The organism is Candidatus Krumholzibacteriia bacterium (assembly GCA_029865265.1).
Lineage (GTDB): Bacteria > Krumholzibacteriota > Krumholzibacteriia > WVZY01 > JAKEHA01 > JAKEHA01.
Window position 1 is genome coordinate 15,465 of record JAOUHG010000001.1, and the last position, 20,728, is coordinate 36,192.

Annotated in this window: 12 protein-coding genes; 7 read left to right on the top strand and 5 right to left on the bottom strand. The window is 63.3% G+C overall.

Features of this window, described 5'->3' with window-relative positions; genetic code table 11:
* Nucleotides 1-139: 139 nt before the first annotated feature.
* Complete coding sequence (locus OEX18_00085; GenBank protein MDH4335659.1) at nt 140-790, bottom strand: hypothetical protein; 651 nt, start codon at nt 788-790, stop codon at nt 140-142.
* 394 nt (nt 791-1,184) lie between these two features.
* Between OEX18_00085 and OEX18_00090 the strand changes: the two genes are divergently transcribed.
* A complete protein-coding gene (locus OEX18_00090) occupies nt 1,185-2,651 on the top strand; it encodes an MFS transporter (protein MDH4335660.1) in 1,467 nt (488 codons plus the stop codon).
* 15 nt (nt 2,652-2,666) lie between these two features.
* On the opposite strand, the gene OEX18_00095 is transcribed toward OEX18_00090, so the two are convergent.
* Nucleotides 2,667-6,062 (bottom strand): hypothetical protein, encoded by a 3,396-nt coding sequence (locus OEX18_00095; GenBank protein MDH4335661.1) that lies wholly within the window; start codon nt 6,060-6,062, stop codon nt 2,667-2,669.
* Nucleotides 6,063-6,233: 171 nt separating this feature from the next.
* Between OEX18_00095 and OEX18_00100 the strand changes: the two genes are divergently transcribed.
* Nucleotides 6,234-7,625 carry a hypothetical protein gene (locus OEX18_00100; GenBank protein ID MDH4335662.1) on the top strand — a complete coding sequence of 464 codons (1,392 nt, stop codon included), beginning with the start codon at nt 6,234-6,236 and terminating at the stop codon, nt 7,623-7,625.
* A 26-nt stretch (nt 7,626-7,651) separates the two neighbouring features.
* Entirely contained in the window at nt 7,652-8,473 is an 822-nt protein-coding gene (locus OEX18_00105) for a glycoside hydrolase family 16 protein (protein MDH4335663.1), read from the top strand.
* A gap of 9 nt (nt 8,474-8,482) precedes the next feature.
* Here OEX18_00105 and OEX18_00110 read toward each other — a convergent pair whose 3' ends face one another.
* Together OEX18_00110 and OEX18_00115 are read right to left on the bottom strand one after the other, a co-directional pair.
* Nucleotides 8,483-11,668 (bottom strand): glycosidase, encoded by a 3,186-nt coding sequence (locus OEX18_00110; protein MDH4335664.1) that lies wholly within the window; start codon nt 11,666-11,668, stop codon nt 8,483-8,485.
* A 22-nt stretch (nt 11,669-11,690) separates the two neighbouring features.
* Nucleotides 11,691-13,052, bottom strand: a complete 1,362-nt coding sequence (locus OEX18_00115; protein MDH4335665.1) for a GH1 family beta-glucosidase — start codon at nt 13,050-13,052, stop codon at nt 11,691-11,693.
* 275 nt (nt 13,053-13,327) lie between these two features.
* Here OEX18_00115 and OEX18_00120 point away from each other — a divergent pair, with 275 nt between their 5' ends.
* From OEX18_00120 to OEX18_00135, 4 genes are all read left to right on the top strand, one after another.
* The gene (locus OEX18_00120) at nt 13,328-14,914 is read left to right on the top strand and encodes a T9SS type A sorting domain-containing protein (GenBank protein MDH4335666.1); all 1,587 of its coding nucleotides are present in this window, start codon (nt 13,328-13,330) and stop codon (nt 14,912-14,914) included.
* Between the two features lie 188 nt (nt 14,915-15,102).
* Nucleotides 15,103-16,521 (top strand): T9SS type A sorting domain-containing protein, encoded by a 1,419-nt coding sequence (locus tag OEX18_00125; GenBank protein ID MDH4335667.1) that lies wholly within the window; start codon nt 15,103-15,105, stop codon nt 16,519-16,521.
* Nucleotides 16,522-16,612: 91 nt separating this feature from the next.
* Complete coding sequence (locus tag OEX18_00130) at nt 16,613-17,638, top strand: glycosyl hydrolase family 17 protein (GenBank protein ID MDH4335668.1); 1,026 nt, start codon at nt 16,613-16,615, stop codon at nt 17,636-17,638.
* A 41-nt stretch (nt 17,639-17,679) separates the two neighbouring features.
* Nucleotides 17,680-19,524: a family 16 glycosylhydrolase gene (locus tag OEX18_00135; protein MDH4335669.1), complete on the top strand. Its 1,845-nt coding sequence runs from the start codon at nt 17,680-17,682 to the stop codon at nt 19,522-19,524.
* An 18-nt stretch (nt 19,525-19,542) separates the two neighbouring features.
* Here the strand turns inward: OEX18_00135 and amrB are convergent, their stop codons facing one another.
* The gene (amrB, locus tag OEX18_00140) at nt 19,543-20,682 is read right to left on the bottom strand and encodes an AmmeMemoRadiSam system protein B (protein ID MDH4335670.1); all 1,140 of its coding nucleotides are present in this window, start codon (nt 20,680-20,682) and stop codon (nt 19,543-19,545) included.
* Nucleotides 20,683-20,728: the final 46 nt, after the last annotated feature.

The following is a 20,728-nucleotide window of genomic DNA, read 5'->3' on the forward strand; positions in this document are numbered from 1 at the left end:
CAACAAAGACGGGGCGTGTAAACGCCCCCGGCGCCGGCACCAGAAAGCAGAAACGCCGCCTCCAAATTGGAGGCGGCGTCTCTCTATCACAAACGCTCAACCGGCTTGCCGAACGAGGCCCTCACGGGCACCCCATCGACTAGCGATAGAGCGACTTGATCTTACCCCAGGTGGACTGTTCCGTCGAGACCGGGGTGATGTTCTCGAAGAACGCATCGTCAAAGAACGGTGCGCCGCCGGGACCACCATTGGCGGCGTCAAAGTCACCCGTGATGACGACCAGCCGCGCGTACCCGGTTCCGGCCGGGGCAACGCCCGTAATCGTATTCAGGGTCCAGACGTTCACTGGCGCGGTTGCCGCCGTGAACGTGCCGTTGCTGATGAATGACAACTGCGTCGTTCCGTCCGCCGCGATCCACTCGATATTCACCGCTGCGGTCTGACCGCCCGCCATGGGATCGAGGCTGTCATTGCGCATCCAGACGCCGCCGTTCCAGGTCTGACCAGCGGAGGCGGGGAACTGCTGAAACGCGCCGCTGCAGCAACCACCGAAGGTCTTGAGGAGTTGATTTCCCGTGTTCGGCGGAACCCCGACGGTGGAACTGATGGTGTAGATCCCCCCGCCAAATGACGTCCAGCCATCACCGGCACCGTAATACTCCGGCGGGCCCGCAGGGATGACCGGGGACTCGAAGCCGGGGTTGGTGAGCACGTCCGCCGAAACGGGGACGGCGCTGACCACGAGAAACACACACAGGGTCAGGAATAGAGCACTTACCAATTTCGACATAATACGATCCTCCGCGTTGCAAGTTCACTAACTGTCGTACTTAAGGGCGATCGCGGCCCGGCGTGCCTCCATGAACTTCGCGGCCGGTGGCATAAAATCGGTGCCGCCTGAGTACCAGGCTTCATCTATTTATCCGTGCTGGTATGGTCCCAATCATACACCATACTGAACGCAGCGGCAAGCCGGTCAGGGCGTGGATAAGCCACAATCTGGCCCCTCTCAGGCGTTTCGGATGGGGGCTTCCGGACCCGGGCACCCGGTGGCTGAGGCGGGCGCGGTTCCGCTTGAGCGGTCCCCCCGGGTGGTATAGCATGGCGACTCCCAGATCCCTACCGGCGCCGCCAGAGGCCTGAGCCCCGCGGCTTCGCCCATTCCGAGACCACTTGGAGGCAACATGAGCCAGGCGCCGCATTCCACGACCGCACCTGAAGACCGCATCCCGTTTCGACAAAAGCTCGCGTACGGCGGCGGAGCCTTCGTCAACAACCTGCTGGCGGCGGCCAGCGGCGGGATGATGATCGTCCTCAATCTGGGGTTGGGAATGGACCCGCGCATGGTCGGGCTCCTGGGTGCGTTGCCGCGGCTGACCGACGCGCTGACCGATCCGATGATGGGCTTCATCTCGGACCACACCACGACGCGGTGGGGCAGAAGACGGCCGTACATCTTCTGGGGCGCAATCGCCGCCGCGATCCTGTTCGCGCTGTTGTGGCAACTGCCCGAGGGCCGCAGCCAGACCTTCTACTTCACGTACTTCCTCGTGGGATCCATTGTCTTCTACATGGGATACACGGTGTTCGCGACACCGTGGGTCGCGCTGGGTTACGAGCTCACGCCCGACTACAACGAACGGACGCGTCTGATGGGGGTGCAGAACTTCATCGGCCAGCTGGCCTACGTGGTATCCCCGTGGTTCCTGTGGATCATGACCTACAAGGCGTTCTTCTCCAACCAGATCGAAGGCGCCGCCGGCCTCTCGATCATCATCGCGGTCGTGGTGGTTGTGTTTGGCGTGCTGCCCGCGATACTCCTGCGCGAACGCCTCAAGGATGTCGCCGCCGCCGAGAAGAACGAGGCCTTGAGCGGCTCTTTCGGCAGCGCTCTACTTCGCAACCTGGTGGGTTTCTTCAAGGGATTCGGCGTCACGGTCTCATCGGGACCGTTCTTGAAGCTCTGCGTGGCCACGTTCATGGTCTTCAACGGCTTCATCCTGATCTCGTCATTTCAGTTCTACGTGATCATCTACTACGTGACAGCCGGCAATCAGAACCTCGGCGCCAAGTACGCGGGTTATGCCGGCACGGTGGGTGCGGTCTCCACGTTTCTGGTGATCATCCTGGTAACCTGGCTGGGAACCAGAATCGGCAAGCGGCGTGCGTTCTTCGTGTCGACCGGACTCTCGATGATCGGGTATGCCCTCAAGTGGGTATGCTACAACCCGAACATGCCGATCCTCGTGGTCCTGCCGGCGCCGTTGCTCGCGTTTGGCCTTGGCGGATTGTTCACGCTCATGCCGTCGATGGTCGCGGATGTGGTCGATGTTGATGAACTCAAGACGCACGAGCGCCGCGAGGGCATGTTCGGCTCGATATTCTGGTGGGTGGTGAAGCTTGGCATGTCCGCGGCGCTGCTGGGCGGCGGCTACCTGTTGAACGCGACCGGATTCGAAGTCGGACTGGAGGGACACCAGTCGCCTCGCACGATCATCCTCATGCGTCTGTGTGACATCTTGATTCCCATCGTCACTTCCGGTATCGCGATCTGGGTGGTGGCAAAGTACCCGATTACGGAAGCGCGCGCGCGCGAGGTCAGGCAGGAACTCGAGCGTCGCAGAGGCGCCGCGGGGGCAATCCCCGCCTAGAGCCGCGGCCCGGCGTCAGGCGCGCACACGGACGTCGATGCGTTGGATGACCCCGGAACGGGCAAACACCAGCGCCGACACTTCCGCGGGGAGCGCATTCCCCGTTACACTGTCCGCCCTGCCATCCGCGTATCGCACCGAAATCAATGCGCTTTCCCCGCGGCTATAGACGATAGGAATCTCGCAGAGTGTGAACGCAAGCGAACCGGCGTGCAGCTTGATTGACTGTTCTTTCCCTCCCGCGTCCACGTATGCAAACCGCGTGTCGGAAGCAAGGTACTCGTCCTCGCGCAGCAGGACCGGGTCGAACCGGATGACGCCGTTGTCCACATAGACACCCAGCTCACCCCAGCGCGTCAGGATCTCCTCCTTCACCTGCCCCGTCATCCCCGGTTGCCGTGCGCCACCGTACCCGGGCGTGTGCGAGTATGGATCCAGCGGGAACGCGCCGAACTCGTCCGGCGTTTTCATGAAGCCCAGGCCGCCACGAATATCGTAGTAGTGCGCGCGCAGCGCCTCGACGAGCGCGCGGTCCTCGCCCGCCCGCAGCGCGGTCTCGAAAACCGACTGCGCCGCGAGCAGCAGTTTGGCTACCATGTGCCAGTAGATGCAGCCGATCCCCTCGTAGCCGTACATGGTTCCTGATCGACCGGTGAACGCCTTGTGGTGGAACACGTCCTCGTACGCGGAAAGCACCGCCGTCGCCTCCGCTTGTGGGAAGTCCACCAGCCGTGCCCGCAGCGAAGCCGCATTGTCCAGAGCAGCGTGAAAGCGAAGCTGTCCGCCTGCGTCACGCGTGATTACGGTGTTGTCACCGTCGTCGAGCATGCGTTTGAGGCGTGGTGAGTGTTCGAGAATGGAATCCGGCACGCGGTTCATGTCCGCGAAGCGCGGGAGTGTCTTCCACGGGTAGAGAAGGTAGGAGTTCTGGTCCGCACGGTACAGGCTGCTCGCGCGCAGCGCGCTCAGCAGGGACACCGCCTCGGAGGGAGCGACCAGCCCGCTGCTCAGTGCCGCCACCTGGCCCTCCAACATCAGGGGGAGGCGCGTTATGGAAGCCACACTGTCACCCAGATGCAGGATGTTGTAGGCGTGGTACAGACCGTCGTCACGCCGGTTCGCGTGGATGGTCATACCGATCAGTTCGGTGGCGGCGCGCAGCACGTCCAGCACGCGCGGCGTGTCCACATCCACGCGCTTGCCCATGCCATCGGTATACACGCGGCGGTAGTCGGAGAAGGCCCGTCCGGCGCGGTCCATGAACGTGCGCCGCGACCGGTCGTCGTCCTTCGCGTCTCCGTGGGCGGTGATTGCCTCGCCAATGGCATCCAGCCAGCGCGCGACCGGTGCCGAGAGTCGCAGTCGCTCCGAGCCTCGCTCCAGGATGTCCGCGCACACGCCCAGGTGCCGGTACAGGTAGCACGCTGTGACCACCGACAAACCGTTGCCGACCAGTGCGTTGTTGGCATCGTTCCACTCCGGGCGCATCGTGTTCATCCAGATGCCACCGCCGGGCACCAGGTTGGACAGCTTGGACAGGATGGGCACGAGTAATTTCTCGGCAAGATTCACAAGCAGCACACCGTCGCCGTCGGGAACCAGACGCCCGTCCGCGCCGATCCGCGCGACGCGGGCCTCGGTGTTGCGTTGCCGGCCATGGTTGAAATCAATGGTGTTCTGCGGGTCGGCGATGATGTCCGCGTACGGTTTGATGTCGTAGGGGACGTCGGCGTAGCTGAAAAGATCGAGCTCCAGCATTCCGATCAGCCTGTCAGGGTGGTGCGCGATCGATGCTTCGAGCAGCTTCAGAAGGTATACGATCTGGTGATCGCCCCAGTAGCCGATCGAGCTCCACGGATTGTCGGGTTCACTGATCTCCCAGTCGATGCCGTCGCGCGTGATTCGATACGGATTGAATCCGTCAACCGTACTCGCGTTGACGAACTTGGCGATCATCGGCTCGAGGAACTCCGGGAAGCTTCGCGCGAGCGCCTCCCAGTTCTGGAAGATGTCGCGCCAGTTACCCTGGTAGGAATAAAACGTAGAGCCGTCCGGGCTCTCCATCACGATGGCAAACTGGTTCCACGGGCGCGACGGATCACCGTGCCGGCGCGAGAAAACCAGCGGCAGATACTCGTAGCAGAGACGGAGCAGGTCGGCGTCCCGGGTATCCGCCGCTCTGGCCAGCAACTCCGGATGCGCCAGCCGCGCGGGCAAATCGCGCAGCCAGGCGGCATTTCGCTTTGCGACCGGGTCGTTTCTGGACGCGAGGAATCTGGCGACGTCGTTCCGATCAACCTGGTAGTGGTCGGAGGGGGACCCGCCGCGCGCAATGTTATAGAGCACGTTGCAGATGTGGTGGGCCGAGACGAGTTCGTCGCCGGTCAGCTGCATCGCGTCGGATCCTGCGAGTCTGCGGCGGAGTCGGTCGCGGCCGTCGCGTATATCGTCGTGGATGGCCAAGCCCGTGCTCGCGGGGTCCAGTTGATGGAAACGTGACAGGCGAACGTGGTCCACAGGCGAGTCGAGAACCATGTGCCAGCGTTTGTTCGCGCCCGGGGCCAGCTCGATCGCGCCGCGCAGCAGGTAGGATCCGCGGCGGCCATTGAACACGTCGACGGGTGGGGTGACACGACCTCGAATGAAGTCCTCGCGACAGCCGCTATCGAGTATCGTCTCGGCGCCGTCGAAGTCGCTCTTCCATGCCACTGTGGTACTCAGGGCCTCGCTGGCAATGGCGCGGTCGACAATGTTGGCGGTGAGTCGATACAGCGCCAGTCCCGACGCCTGGTCGCATTCGGCACTCTTGTACGCGTCCACCAGGCAACTCGCCGAGTCCTGCAACGCCTGACTGACGCCGGCGGGGAGCAGGTTCTGAACGCCGTCGAGGACTTCAATCGTCTGCCCGCGCTTTCCCGTATTCTCGAATTCGCACGTCCGCACCCAGCCGAAGCGTGTGCTCGGGCGCCAGCCGTAGCGAAACCTGAGGCCGAGCGTGAGGTTGTGTTCCTCGAACCAGAGTTCGCAGCCCAGATTGTGCTTGTACAGATTGCGTTCCAACTCGTAGCGCATCCGCCCATCGCCACTGAACGGCTCCCATACAAAGACGTCATCGTTCTGTTTGCATCGGACGATGGTCGTGGGTCCGGTGCAGGTTTGCGACGCATGCAACTTGTCCACCGTCTCGTACGGAAACAGGGAATGTGCGGAGTCCCGCCTGCCTGCGGCCAGCCCGCCACGCGACGACGCGAACATCCACAGATCCGAGTGACTGACCACGCTGGTCAGGAACGGGTCTATCAGGTCGTATCCGGCGATTCCGTAGTAGACGTCGCCCCGCCACTCGATCAGGCCGCCGGCGACGGATGGCGACATCTCCGGTGTTCGGGGCAGCCCCAGTCGTATTGCCATTTGAGAAGTTGCTCCCGTTGATAGATCGCGACCTTCCCTCCGGAAATCGGGGGGAAGCGTATATCTTTGTAGACCAGAGGCCGCGATTCAAGCGATAACTTCGTGCCGCCGCCGCGAACGAACTTGACTCCGCCGGTCTGGTATCCGACTATTGGGTACGGAGATATCGCCATGAGAAACCGCATTTCCGCCGTGCTGCTGTCGACCGTCGTATTCACGGCCCCGCTTGGAATCACCGGCTGCGAGCGTGACACCACCGGCCTCGATCTCGCCCCTTTTCCGACCGACCCGGTTGTTTTCCGCGATGTGTTCAACGGCATCGACTACCAGGCGTTCGCCGGATCCAAGCTGGATGCCCTCTCCGTCGACACCGACGAACATTACCTGGGCGATGCGTCCATAAAGATCGCCGTGCCCGACGTCGGCTATGCGGGTGGCGCCATCACCGCCAACGCTCCCCGCGACCTCTCGCAGTACAACGCGGTTGCGTTCTGGGTGAAGGCCAGCATGGCTGCGACACTCGACATCGCCGGATACGGCAACGACAACACGGATGCGCTCCCGTACCAGGGTAGCGTGAGCAACATCCCGCTGACCACTACGTGGCAGCGCCACATCCTTCCCATCCCGCGCACCGGACTCATGACCCCGGAAAGAGGCCTCTTCTTTTTTTCCGAGGGCCCAGAGAACGGGTTGGGCTACGATATCTGGTTTGATGAAATCGAGTTCGTGAAGTCGGATGCGATTTCCAACCCGCGCCCGGTCATGCGCCAGGACGATGTGGGTACGGTTACCGGCGTGCAGTTCAGCGTCGGGGGGACGTTCACCGCGTTCGATGTCACGGTGCCGGCGCCCGCCACGCTGCAGGTGAATCATGCACCGGCGTATTTCACGTTCCTGTCGAGCGATGAGAGTGTTGCCACGCCGTCGGGTGGCGGGATCCGCGTGGTGGGGGGCGGTACCGCCGATATCACCGCGCAGCTTGGCGCGATCGCGGTGGCCGGACGATTCACGGTCCGCGCACTCGACCCGCCGACCGATCCTGCTCCCCGGCCGACGATTCCCGCGGCGAACGTGATATCGATCTTCAGCAACGCGTATACCAACCGGCCCGCCGACTTTTCTCCCTCCTTCAGCCAGGCGAGTGTGTCCGAAATCAAGATCAGCGGGGACAACGTCAAGGTGTACAACATTCCGACCGCGCTCGATGTGGCCGTCATCGACTTCGGTGCAAACACCATCAACGCCACCGCGATGACGCACGTTCACATCGATATCTGGGCGCCGGAAGGCACGTTCTTCGGTCTGGGACTGTTCAGCTTCGGCGCGGACGGCGTGTTCTCGGGTGAGCCGGTTCCGTCCGGCGACGATAGCCAGAAGCTGGTGGCGGTGGTGCCGCCGCAGCTGGTTTTCGGCGAGTGGCTCAGTCTCGACCTTCCGTTGAGTTCCTACACGGTGCCGGGCGGGCTCAAAGAGACGGCGCACCTCGCGCAGATCATCCTGCGCAGCGACTCGGTGCTGTTGCTGGTCGACAACATCTTCTTCTACAACGCCGGGAATTGATCTCGCGCTCTTCGGGGTCACGCCTCATGCGACACCGTCGCATCCTCAAGCTACTTTCCCTGTCGGTGCTCGTTCTGACCTCTCTGGGGTTCAATTGCGACCGCGAAGATGCGTTGCAATGGAGCCTCGTGTGGCAGGACGAGTTCGATGGCCCCGAAGGCCAATCTCCGAACCCGCAGAAGTGGCGTTTCGACATCGGAACCGACTGGGGCAACCGGCAATTGGAGTACGACACCGACCGCCCCGAGAACGTTTCGCTGGATGGCAACGGCAGGCTCCGCATCATCGCGCGCGAGGAAGCGTACGAGGGGAGCGCCTACACGTCGGGGCGGATCAACACGCGCCAATTGTTCGCACACGAGCACGGCCGCTTCGAGGCAAAGGTCCTGCTTCCCATCGGGCAGGGGATCTGGCCGGCCTTCTGGATGCTGGGCGCGGATTTTCCCGAGGTTCCGTGGCCCGACTGTGGTGAGATCGACATCATGGAGTACCGCGGCCAGGAGCCCAACATACTCGTTGGCACCATCCACGGCCCCGGGCACTTCGGGGACGCCGCGATCTCGGGGCGTTACCAGTCTTCAGGCTACCTGAACGAGCAGTACCACGTGTATGCGATCGAGTGGGACGGTGGCAGCATCACGTGGTTCATCGACGCTATCCAGTATCACCGTGTCACGCGTGACGACCTGCCCGAAGGCGCGCGCTGGGTGTACAACCACCCGTTCTTCATGCTTCTGAACGTCGCGGTTGGTGGCAGATGGGCGGGTCCACCCGACGCCACGACCGTCTTTCCGCAGACGATGCTTGTCGACTGGGTGCGCGTCTACGCGATTTCCCCCCGCGATTGATTGCCCGCGCTACATCGTGAAAATCAGGTAGGTACGGATCTCCCATTCCGACCCGTTCTTGGCGTCCAGCGTCGGATCGCACACCATGTTGCCCAGCGCGTCGGGCGTCATGCCGGGGCAGTAGCGCGGCGAGTTCTGGTCGAGCGAGCGCCACGTACCGCGCAGGCCGAACCTCGTCTGCGGAAAACCATACCACCGCGGGGTCCCCAGCGTGCGCGAGATGTCGGCCATCAACTGGACCGGGAAGGTCTCGTTGAAGTCGTGGTGGTAGTCGTATGGACCCCAGTCGTTGAACTTTGCCGCGGCCTCGAACACGTGCTGACCCCACGCGAGACGGGCGGTCCCGCCCGCGCGCTGGATGCGCCGGTTGAGCGTCTGGTTCTCACCGGTGAGATCGTAGCCGTTGCCCTCGCCGGTTCCGATGTAAAGGTTCGCAATCAAACGCATGTCCCGCCGGGGACAGGATACGATCCGGGTCCACAACTCCCACATGTCGCGCCCCGGGGGGGCGGCGCCGAACGTGTAGACGGTGGTCCCGTCTGCCGCGATGAAGTTCGCGGCGTCCTGCGTGGTGGGCATGTGCCGGTACACGTATCCCACCGCGGCGGCAAATTTGGCGTCCTCGGCGGTTTCGTTGTCCCACGCCCACATCCACGTGGCCGGGGTGGGGTCATAGGTGATGAGCAATTCGGCGGCGGCCGTCTCGCGGTTTGCGCGCACGGCAAAGGGGTCGTCGAGCACGTTGCGGGGCCGTCCGGGGGGCGGCGCGTCGCCCGGGACCGGACCCACGATTGGTTTCTGGTAGAGGAAGTTGGGAGAGATCTGGAAATCATTCACCTGCACGGCGATGCCGGCGAGGATGTTGGACTGGTTCCCGGAGCCGCTGTCGCGCAGGCGCCAGCCGGTGAAGGTCGGGATGGACGTCGGGCCGCCATCGGCGACGAGTCCCATGATGGCGCCCTCGCCGTACCAGTTCCACCGGCCCTTCTGGTAAGTCACCTTGGCCTTGCCGCCGAATGTGTCCGAGTCCTTCACCTGGTCCTGAAGGACGCGGTAGCTGTCGCCATCCGGCTCCGCGATCTGGAAGGTCTGGCCGACCTTGGGTTGACCGGACCAGATACCGCCCACGTCATAGGCGACGTTGCCGCGCGAGCCGTGGAGCTGGAGAGAAAGTTTGCGCGTTGGTGGAAGCGGGATGGCAACCGAGCTCGCGACCGTACCCGTCTGCCCCTGGATGTCGTTCTGATAAACGGCCGTCGCGTCCCACCGCCATATGCGGCGGTTGTACTTCACGTATACTGACGGGTTGGCGCCCCACCACAACTGCGGCCCGTATGCAACCTTCAGTCCCGTGAGGGTCCTCTTGCCGGCAATCTCCACACCAATCGGGGCCAGGCCGTTGTAGATGTCGATGTTGTTTCCGTAGTAGGCGTCCCGGTACATCCCGAAGAAGTCGCCCTCGTATTGCCAGTGCAGGTGGCCCGTGCGGTAGAAGCCCACCAGGGAGAACCAGCGGTCGTCCCAGTTGACCGCCGCCCGGTAAACCGCGACCCGCTCGACGTCGGGGAGGGTCACCGTTCCGTTCGGCCCCTGGACGGTCTTGGGCCGCCCCCGGTTCTCGTAGAAGATCTCGTCGATGGGCGCGGTGGCCACGTGTCCCAGGATGTTCAGCGACAGAAACCCCGTGATCGCGTCGGTGGGCTGCGCCACGAAGTCGGCGTAGAACGACTCCATGTGATCGAACCCCCGGAACGCGGGGAACTGCGTCGGCAGGGTGGTTCCCATGGTGGCGGGCGTGCTGGTGCTGGTCCCGCCGGTGTTGTAGGTCGTGAACTCGAGGCGCACATTGCTCACCCGAATGCGGTTGGTGGCGCTCGATTCCCGCGCCGCGGTGTTTCCACGGGCCTCGAGCGCGGCCACGGCCGGGTGGATGCGCCCGAAGTGGGTGCGGATACTCGCGAGGTCGGTGCCGGGCGCATAGGGATCCAGCGTGAACGCCTGCCGCAGCGCGTAGTACGCCGCGCGCGGATAGACGTCGTACTGGCCGCTGACGTCGGAGTAGCCCTTGGCGGTAATGCCCCACCATTCCTCATTCATGTTGTTCTCGCCAGGAACGAGATCCTCCTGGTAACCGCCGTTGGCCCACGAGGCATTGGTGTCGTGCACGTCGAGGCGTTCTTCCTGCCTGTACTTCCACCAGCCGTCGGTCCACTGGAAAATTGTGCCGCCGATGCAGTTGCCCGCGCGGCCCTTGCCCGCGGACTGCTCGTAGATCTCCTCCCACTGGCCGATCAGGTAGTGCGCCTGCATGATCTGATCTTCGCGCATCTCTTTGGCGTTGAATGCATCGCAGCCGAACTCGGTGAAGAGCACGGGAACGCCCAGTTTTTCCTTCACCACATCAAACAGGTCGCGCGCCGATATCCCGCGGTAAACGTTGGTGCCGAGGATGTCGAGGTTCTTGCACTCCTGGGCGATCAGGTCGATGTACTGGATGTCGCCATTCGCGATGGCGACGGGGTGGTTGGAATCGAGCGCCTTGATGCCATCGATGATTTCGCCGAAAAGGGAATACAGGAAACGCGCCCGGGCGGCGTCGCGTTCGCCCTCGGGGAGATTCGCGATCTCGAATGACGTCCACGACAGGCCGTAGTTGTTCTCATTGCCCAGCATCCACATCATGAGGCCCGGCGTGTTGCGGTACTGTTCCACGATTTCGAGTACCTCGGCCTTCACCGCCGCGCGCAGCCGCGGATCGGCGTAGTCCACGGCCGCGATCCATGCCCCGTCCAGCGTGTAGCCGTAGCGTGCCACGAAGTGGTTCAGGATGGTGTAGATGCCGTACTGCTCGTAGATGTAGGTTATCCAGCGGGCCGGCATGCCCGCATAGACGCGGATCGCGTTGACGCCCATGGCCTTCATGAGCGGCATATCGCGCGCGAGTGCTTCCTTGATGAAATCGTCGGGCTGGCCCCAGAAGTCGTAGGAATAGTTGGTTCCGATGGGGAAGTAGTCCCAGTTCATTCCGAAGACCATCGTGTCGCGGCCATTCACCTGCAGCCGCTGGCCGGATTCGTCAGACACGACTCGAACCGTGTCCACCGCCTGTGCGATGGCTGGCGGTGCAACCAGCCCGGCAAGAAGCGCAGCGAGCGTGAAGGCCAGATTCCGTGTGGCTATTCCTGCGCGCGACATTGTGGAATCCTCCCGGAAAATTTCATGATGTCGAGTCGTCCACCCCGTTTGCGGTGACGACGTCATGGTACCAGAACGAACTGTCTTTTGGTATTCGCTCTTGCGTCTTGTAATCGACCCAGAACAGCCCAAAGCGCTTCTCATATCCGTGCGCCCACTCGAAGTTGTCCATCAGCGACCATGCGAAGTAGCCCCGAAGCGGCACCCCGTCCTGGATCGCGCGGTGGCAGGCCACGATATGCCCGCGCATGAATTCGATGCGCCGGGTGTCCTTGATACGGCCGGTTTCGTCCGGGCCGTCCGAGTACGCGGCGCCGTTCTCGGTGATGTACATCGGCGGCGGCGCGTACTCGCGGTGGAGCCGTTCGAGCAGCGCTGTCAGCCCGGACGGGCAGACCTCCCAGCCCATGTCGGTGAGTTCTTCTTCGGGTACCTGCGGGACGGATTGTGGCCACGCGCCGTCGCCGGCCCGCATCACCACGCGGCTGTAGTAGTTCACCCCCAGAAAGTCCATGGGAGCGGAGATCGCCGTGAGATCGCCCGGGCGGACGAACGGAAGCTGTGCGCTTTCCAGGTGACCCACGGCGATGCGGTCCTTGATCACGTCTTCCGGATAGCGGGCGCGAAAGAGCGGGTCAAGGTACCAGCGATTGAAGAAGCCGTCGAACCATCGCGATGCATCCACGTCTTCCGGGCTCTGCGATGCGGGTGACGACGGCGTGAGGTTGAGCACAATGCCAACCTGCACGCCGGGTGCGTTCCTGCGAATGACCGGAACGGCCAGGCCGTGCGAGAGCAGCAGGTGATGCGCCACGCGCAGCGCGCCCGGCGGGTCCTTGATGCCGGGGGCGTGATGGCCGCTGTCATGACCGAGGTGGGCGATGCACCATGGCTCGTTGTGGGTTACCCAGTGCTGCACGCGGTCACCGAGCCGCGCGCTGACGACGTCGGCGTAATTAACGAATGCGTCCGCGGTGTCGCGCGACATCCAGCCGCCCTCGTCCTGAAGCGCTTGCGGGAGATCCCAGTGGTAGAGGGTGATGAACGGCCGGATGCCGGCCTCCACCAGGGCGTCGACCAGCCGGTCATAGAAGTCGAGTCCCGCGGCGTTCACGGCTCCCCGGCCGTCGGGGAGTACGCGCGACCACGCCACGGAGAACCGGTAGGCGTTTACGCCCAGCCGGGCCATCAGGCCGATGTCAGCCCGCCAGCGGTGGTAGTGGTCGCAGGCTGCGCTGGCATCCGACCCATCCGCGATACGTCCGGGGATGGCTTCCATCGTGTCCCAGATGGATGGGCCGCGGCCGTCCTCGCAGAAGGCGCCTTCGATCTGGTGGGCGGAGGTGGCCACGCCCCACAAAAAGCCGTCGGGGAATCGGAGCACGGGTTGCAACGGTATCTCGTTTTCATTAAGGAGTTTGGCGCAACACGCATGGACTGGACGGGGGATCCTGTCAAAAAACACGCCGCGCTGTCAACCCGGCGCGGGTCAGGGGTGGTTCGGCCGTCCGGATTTGCTTCGCCTGCCGGGATTTGGTACCATTGGGTGTGCGGTAGGCCGCGCGTAGATTGCTATTTTATAAATACTTACACATCGGTTGCCGCTGTCTCCGATCCCGCTGGCGGGACGCAACATCTGTTTTGACGCACGGAGGGCGCATGCGCCGGACTGCCTTACTGATCGTCGGTTTCTTCTGCACCGCGCTTGCCCCGCTGGACGCGTCGTCTCAGTGCATCCTATCCAACCCGAGTTTCGAAATCGCCGGCACCGGTGGGCAGGTGTTCGGCGGCTGGAATCAGTTTGGAGCCGTTGGCTCCACGCCCGCCGCGCCGCACGGGTTCAAAGCCGCGCGCGTGAGCGGACCCAACCTGGGCGGATGGGACGTATCGGCGTACTGGCAGGCGTTCAGTACGGCTCCCGGTGAAAGGTGGCAAGCATCGGTCGAAGGGTGGCACACAGCGACGAAGCCACTGACCGGCCAGTGCAAGGCGATTCTCAACATCGAGTGGCGTGACAGCGGTGGCAACTTGATTTCGTACGAGTCGCACGACGTCGCAACCGCATCGACGCCGCTGGACGCGATCCAGAAATTCAACGTGGTCAGCGGTCCCGCACCGGTCGGGGCGGTCAAGGCCCGCCTGCTGCTCGGCGTGCTGCAGTCACCCACCGATCCCTCGCCCGATGTCTATTACGACCTCGCCCAGTTCAACAAAGTCGGACCCCCGAGCATCGATGACATCCAGTGGAACGACTTCCCGGGTGGGCGGACGATCACGTTCAGCGGTTACGATTGGCGTGTGAAGGGGCCGGGTGTATTTGGCCCGGGTCCGAACCGGTATGACGATTCCCCGAGCGCGGTGTGGGTGGATGCGGGTGGCCAGTTGCACGTGACCGTTCAGAACAACTTTGGCAACTGGTACAGCAGCGAAATCGCGCTGGTCGATCCACTGGGTTACGGCGATTACATCTTCACCACCCGCGGCCGCCTGGATCTGCTGGATCCCAACGTGGTGCTCGGGCTCTTCACGTGGCAATACGGGCCGTGTTACGACCCCTCATATCTCTGGTGGGGCCCGTACAACGAATTCGACATCGAGTTCAGCCGTTGGGGAAACGCGTCCAACGACATCGGACAGTTCGTTGCGCAACCCTACGACTGGCCCGGCAACATCAGCCGTTTCGGCGCCACCTTTGCCACCAACGAGATAACCAGCCACGCGTTCCGCTGGCTGCATGACCGCGTGGAATGCCGAAGCTGGCGTGGTGGTCCTCTGGACGAAGGCACGTCGACCCAGATCCACTCATGGACCTATACCGGGCCGCACATTCCGCGGCCGGAGCAGCCGCGCGTGCATATCAACCTGTGGCAAATCGCGAACCCCGCGAGTAACCAGGAAGTCGTCATCAACGCATTCACTTTCGTTCCCGCGGGGACAGCAACCGCGGTCCGTAACGTGCCGCCGGCCGCGCGGAGTTTCCTGGCCGATGCGCGCCCGAACCCGTTCAACCCGACAACAGCCATCGGCTACACGGTGGCGGCGGCCGGGTTTGCGGAGATCGCGGTCTACGATGTGCGGGGCAAACTGGTGCGGACGCTGCTCAGCGGCCGCGTGGTGGCGGGCTACGACGAAGTGGTATGGGATGGCCGTGATGACTCGGGCAACCGGGTGGCGTCGGGTGTCTACCTGTACCAGCTGCGGGCGGGGAATGTGGTAGAGACCAAGAAGATGGTGATGTTGAAGTAGTAGTACCGTCTGAGTCGCGGTCTATGATCTTGGCGCCGCGGTACGTGACGGAAAAGAACTGAAGTCCAGGAGAGTCGGTGGCGGTATTGAGAACCGCTACAGGCGCTTACCCCTTGAGACGCCGGTGCAAGCCGGTGGCCATGCAGGCGGCACGCAAGTTCTGCGTTGCCCAAGGAAGGCCAGAGAAAATGAAACATACACGAACGTTTGCATTGCTAGCGGTGGCGTGTGCGGCCGTGCTCGCGGTCAGTCACGCCGCGTTCGCGGACGGTGTGCAACTCCTGACCAACCCCGGATTCGAGACGGGCGGTGGTTCTTACGCCGGCTGGACTTCGTTCGGCAGCGGTGTGCAGATATCCACGCCCGGCACCGACAACATCATTCACACCGGGACAGCGGCCTCCAAGGTCTACGGTGAGTTCAACAACTGTCCCATCCCGACGTTCGACGTGGGCGGCTACTTCCAGTCGTTCACGCCCACGGCTGGTCAAGTCTACACGTTTTCGGGCTATTCCTTCGTGTCCAGCGCCGATCCGATGCCGGGAAATGACACCTGCGTCCGCAACCGCGCGATCGCCAAGATCGTGTTCTACAACGCGGCCGTCGGTGGCGCGGAGATGGCGACCAACGAGGTCATCATCGGCAACTGGAGCAGTCCGCTCGACGCGTGGGTTCCTTTTTCGGTGTCTGCGCCCGCCCCGGTGGGTGCGCTGCGTGTCCAGGCGATGATCCTGTTCCTCCAGCCGGGTTGTGATACGGGAGCGGTCTTCGTGGACGACCTTCTCTTCTGTGAGGGTGCGCCCGTAGCGAGTCCCAATGTGCTCGTCAACCCGAGCTTCAACACGGATCTCAGCGGCTGGACCACATTCGGCAATGTGTTCTATGACAACCGCTCCTTCGCGCGCCGGACGCCGACGGGCGCTGCGAAACTGTTTGGAACCTTCACCCCCGGAAGCGACTCGGGAATGTACCAGAGTTTCGCCGCCGTTCCTGGCGAACGCTGGCTGCTGAGTGTTTACGCGCTGAATACGTGCGCGGAGAATGCCATTCGCGGCACCAACGAGGATGTGGCCCTTGCCCGAATCGTGTACCGCAACAACGTCGGGGCCGATCTGGGCGGCGCTGATGTAATCATCGCCAACAACACATCGCCCCTGGGCACATGGACGCGGTACCTCGTTACCGCTACGGCGCCCGTGGGAGCGGTTTCCGTCGACGCGTTCATCCTGTTCACCCAGGGGGTGTTTCTTGAGAATGGCGCCGTCTTCGTGGATGACGCGGCCTTCGCCAAGGTCACGGCAACCGGCGTCGAGGACACACCGAGCGCGCGCGGTGCCGAGCTGCACCAGAACATCCCGAACCCGTTCAATCCCAGCACGCAGATCACGTTCGACCTCGTGGAGCGGGACAACGTCGAAATCAGCGTGTACGATGTGAACGGGCACCGCGTTACCACGCTCTTCAAGGGGTCGATGGACGCCGGTTCACACGCCGTGACGTGGGACGGAACCGCCGCAAGCGGCGAGCGCGTATCGAGCGGCGTTTACATGTACTCACTGCGAACCTCCTCGGACCAGATCACGCGGCGCATGGTGCTGCTCAAGTAGAGCGGTGCCTGCTGGTATTTGTGACCATGGCGCTGGCTGCGCTCCGGTGATCCCGGGGCGCAGCCGCGTCGTTTGAGGAGTACGGGTGACGATGGATTCGTGGGTTCTGGTTTGCATGGCGGTCGCACTGGTGGCCGGAAACGGTTCCGGGCGCGATCCTGTGGCCATGGCGCCCGCTGTGCGCGAGTTTCGTCCCTACATCGACGAACGGTGGGTTGGGAATGCGGTGTCGTACGGACCCCACCGCGACGGCCAGCATCCCGGCGGGCCATCGCCCTCCCGGGAGCAGATTCGCGAAGACATGGGGGTCATGCTGCGCCACTGGCATCTGCTGCGAACCTACGGCGCGGGCGAAACGACGCAACGCATGCTGGAGATCATTCGCGCCGATCACCTCGATATGAAAGTCATGCTGGGCGTGTGGATCGCAGTCGAAGAGCGCCGGGGGGAGAACGGTGACGTGATCGAGTCGTTCCCGGAGGCTCGCGAGGCGAACCGGCGCGAGGTGGAGGCGGGCGTCCGTCTGGCAAATGAGTACGCCGACATCGTGGTCGCCGTCAGCGTGGGGAACGAAACCCAGGTAGACTGGTCGGCGCACAGAAGCCCGCTGGATATTCTGATTCAGCATGTCCGCACCGTGCGCGCGGCGACCCTCGTTCCGGTCACCGTGGCAGACGACTACAACTTCTGGAACAAGCCCGAGAGCCATGCGCTTGCCAGGGAGGTGGATTTCATCGTCATGCACGCGCATCCCATGTGGAACGGAATCCTCGCGGCAGACGCCTTCCAATGGACGCGCGACACATATCACGCCATTGCGGCCGAGCACCCGGATCGCGTCGTTGTCCTGGGAGAGACCGGCTGGGCGACGATGATGCACAACGAAGGCGAGCAGGCGCGCCTGATCAAGGGACATCCCGGAGAGGCGGAACAGGCCGCGTTTCTTGATGCGATCACGTCCTGGGCACAGCGCGAGCACGTCACTGTTTTCTTCTTCGAGGCATTCGACGAAAACTGGAAGGGTGGCGAGCACGCCGACGAAGTCGAGAAGCACTGGGGCCTCTACAAGGCCGACAGAACGCCCAAGCTCGCGGTCCGTAACGGGGTGTCAAAGTGAAAAGACCTGCTGCATCCCTCCGCATCATTGTGCTTGCGGTGATGCTTGTTTCAATCACCAGCGCAGCCCACGCGACGTGGTCGCTCGTCTGGTCGGATGAATTCAATGGCACCAGTCTGAACACCGGCGACTGGAATTATGACGTCGGGACCGGATGCCCGAGTCTGTGCGGGTGGGGGAACAATGAACTGGAGTACTACCGGGCGGAGAACGTGGCTGTGTCCGGCGGCAACCTGGTCATCACCAGCCGCGCAGAATCATTTGGCGGCGCGGGCTTTACCTCGGGAAAAATAACAACGAAGAACAAGCAGACTTTCCTGTACGGCCGTATCGAGATGCGGGCCAGGATACCGACCGGCGGCGGGATGTGGCCTGCCTTCTGGATGTTGCCCCAGGATGCGGTCTACGGCGTCTGGGCCAGGAGCGGTGAGATCGACATCATGGAGGCGGCAAACAGTACCACCTCGGTTGGGGGGACGATTCACTACGGAGGAAGCTGGCCCAACAACACCTACTCGGGCGGCTCGTACTCACTGGGCGGAGCGAACTTCGCCAACGATTTTCACGTCTATGCCATCGAGTGGGAACCCGATGAAATGCGCTGGTACGTGGACGGTGCGCTCTACTACACGAGAACCAGCTCGCAGTGGTACAGCGACGGCGCACCCGCAAACCCGCGCGCGCCCTTTGACCAGGACTTCTACATCATCCTGAATGCCGCCGTGGGGGGCAACTATACCGGCTGTACGAATGCCGGCTGCATTACCGCGAGTTTTCCGCAGGAGTTCCTTGTCGACTACGTCCGGGTGTACGAGGACATCGCCAATGCGGCCCCGATGGTCACGATCACGGCGCCCGGTTCGGGTAGCGTTCTTCCCGCGGGTGACATCACCATCGACGCGACGGCCTCCGATCCCGACGGTTCCATTGCCCGCGTTGAGTTCTACGACGGGTTCGCCTATCTGGGCGAGGACACGGCGGCGCCCTACAGCTTCGTTTGGACGTCCGTACCCAACGGATGTTACCAGCTGGTCGCCAGGGCCATTGACAACCTTGGTGGTTTTGCAACGGACGCCGTTGACGTAACCGTTGGCGCGGGCTGTGGGCAACTGCCCTATCTGGGAAGCGCGTTTGTCCTGCCGACAAAGATCGAGGCGGAGGACTTCGACGCCGGCGGAGAGGGTGTGGCGTACCACGATGTCGATGCGGGCAACAATGGCGGGCAGTACCGTCCCTCCGATGGCGTAGACATCGAAGCGTGTAGTGACACGGGCGGCGGATACAACGTGGGATGGCTGGCGGCCGGCGAATGGCTCGAGTACACCGTCTCTGTTCCAACGGCTGGCGACTACACGTTTGACGTGCGGGTCGCGTCTCTTTCCACGGGCGGTTCGTTCCATCTGGCCTTCAACGGTATCAACCAGACGGGGCCGGTTGCGGTGCCGGTCACGGGTGGATGGCAGACGTGGACGACCGTGCCCGCCACGGCAACCCTCGCCGCGGGGACGCAGGTCATGCGGTTCGTGGCGGACACCGATGGTTTCAACGTGAACTACTTCGATGTAGCGACGGTGCCGACCGCGGTCGGACGCGGGGGACGGCCGGCGGTGGCCGCATTGCACCCGTGCTATCCGAATCCTTTCAATCCGGCGACGACGATCCGTTATGACGTTCAGGATGACGTTCCGGTCACGCTCGCCATTTACGATGTGACCGGCAAGCGGATAAGGACACTGGTGGATGAGCAATCGAGCCATGCGGGCCGCTACGAACTCACCTGGGACGGCCGTGACCAGAGCGGACAGGTTGTTGCTTCGGGCGTCTACTTCTACCGGCTGGACGCGGGCGGATTCTCAGAGACGAGACGGATGGTGCTGCTCAAGTAGACGGCTGGCCGATCTGTTCTATCGGTATCCGATGGCCGCGTAGCCAACCCAGTGGTGGAGGTTGTTGGGTGCCGTCGCGCCGAGGCCAGGAATCCGCGCCAGATCGAGGGAGACTTCTCCGAGGCTGGTTCCGTAGTCCAGCAGTGTTCCCGTCAGCGGGTGGCTGAAGAGGGTTTCGTTGACTCGCGAGGCGACGTCGAGACCGAACGGAACCGAGAAACGGCCGCACCACGTGAGGGCGTAGCGGGTGACGTCCGTGCTGTCGACGCACGTGTACAGAAACCCGCGCAGGTTGTCACGGCGAAGGGTGCCGGTGAGCCGGGTTGTGGCGAGGTTCCGGTCGCGTTCGACGGCTTTCGCGTATCCGTCGGGACTCGTGCCGAAATCCGCGTACACGCTTCCACCCCAGCCCGCGTCGCCGTAGTGCACCGCGTCCGCCGACGCGACGATGGCGACGTCGCGTCCCAGCGCCCAGCCCTTCTCCTTCATGATCGAAGCCAGCGCGGACGAGACTTCGCCGGCGAGGCGATCCATTGTGGCCCAGTCCATGTACGGGACCAGGATGGAGACAATCTCGACGTCCCGGTTGCCGGCCTGGAGCCACGGCACGATGGCCTCCACGGAGTGCTCCACCGTCTGCATGTCGTTGTCGACAATGAAGTCGTCCTGCGGGAGGCGTGCGAGCAGGGCGTCGCGCAGCGGCGACGGCTTCACCGGGCCGTAGGGACCGCGCCACGCGTCGAACGATTCGAAGACCAGCCGGTTACGGCAGTCGAAGGCGCGGGCCTTGTGGAACACGCCAAAGAGGATCACGGTCTTCGCGCGGATGTGCGGTGTCAGCAGTGCGTAGAGCCGGCCGGCGTAGTAGTAGTCGTCGTGGGGACAGACGGCTGCGGCGAAGGCGGTGTCATCGGTCCATTCATACTGAGCGACGAGCTCCGCGCCGCGTGCCGCCGCCAGCGTACGGGCTTGCGCCAGGACCGAATCCATCTGCGCCGCGGTGGTGACGAACCCCACCGTGTCCGCCTGCCCGCGCAGCTGCTTTTCGGACGGAATGCTAACCGCGGCAAGAAGGTCCTGCCGCTCGTCCGCCCGCGCGGAGTGCGACAAGACGATCAGCGCTGCCAGGGCGGCGCCCCGCTTGAGGAAACCATGCATGACGATCCTTCACCTGCCTGCGGACAATCCGCGGATGCAAAGCAGG

Excerpts from the sequence above, each read along its gene's own strand:
- OEX18_00090 (MDH4335660.1), top strand. The coding sequence starts at position 1,185 with ATGAGCCAGGCGCCGCATTCCACGACCGCACCTGAAGACCGCATCCCG.
- OEX18_00125 (MDH4335667.1), top strand. The coding sequence starts at position 15,103 with ATGAAACATACACGAACGTTTGCATTGCTAGCGGTGGCGTGTGCGGCC.
- OEX18_00130 (MDH4335668.1), top strand. The coding sequence starts at position 16,613 with ATGGATTCGTGGGTTCTGGTTTGCATGGCGGTCGCACTGGTGGCCGGA.
- OEX18_00120 (MDH4335666.1), top strand. The coding sequence starts at position 13,328 with ATGCGCCGGACTGCCTTACTGATCGTCGGTTTCTTCTGCACCGCGCTT.
- OEX18_00100 (MDH4335662.1), top strand. The coding sequence starts at position 6,234 with ATGAGAAACCGCATTTCCGCCGTGCTGCTGTCGACCGTCGTATTCACG.
- OEX18_00095 (MDH4335661.1), bottom strand. The coding sequence starts at position 6,062 with ATGGCAATACGACTGGGGCTGCCCCGAACACCGGAGATGTCGCCATCC.
- OEX18_00135 (MDH4335669.1), top strand. The coding sequence starts at position 17,680 with ATGCTTGTTTCAATCACCAGCGCAGCCCACGCGACGTGGTCGCTCGTC.
- amrB (MDH4335670.1), bottom strand. The coding sequence starts at position 20,682 with ATGCATGGTTTCCTCAAGCGGGGCGCCGCCCTGGCAGCGCTGATCGTC.
- OEX18_00105 (MDH4335663.1), top strand. The coding sequence starts at position 7,652 with ATGCGACACCGTCGCATCCTCAAGCTACTTTCCCTGTCGGTGCTCGTT.
- OEX18_00085 (MDH4335659.1), bottom strand. The coding sequence starts at position 790 with ATGTCGAAATTGGTAAGTGCTCTATTCCTGACCCTGTGTGTGTTTCTC.
- OEX18_00110 (MDH4335664.1), bottom strand. The coding sequence starts at position 11,668 with ATGTCGCGCGCAGGAATAGCCACACGGAATCTGGCCTTCACGCTCGCT.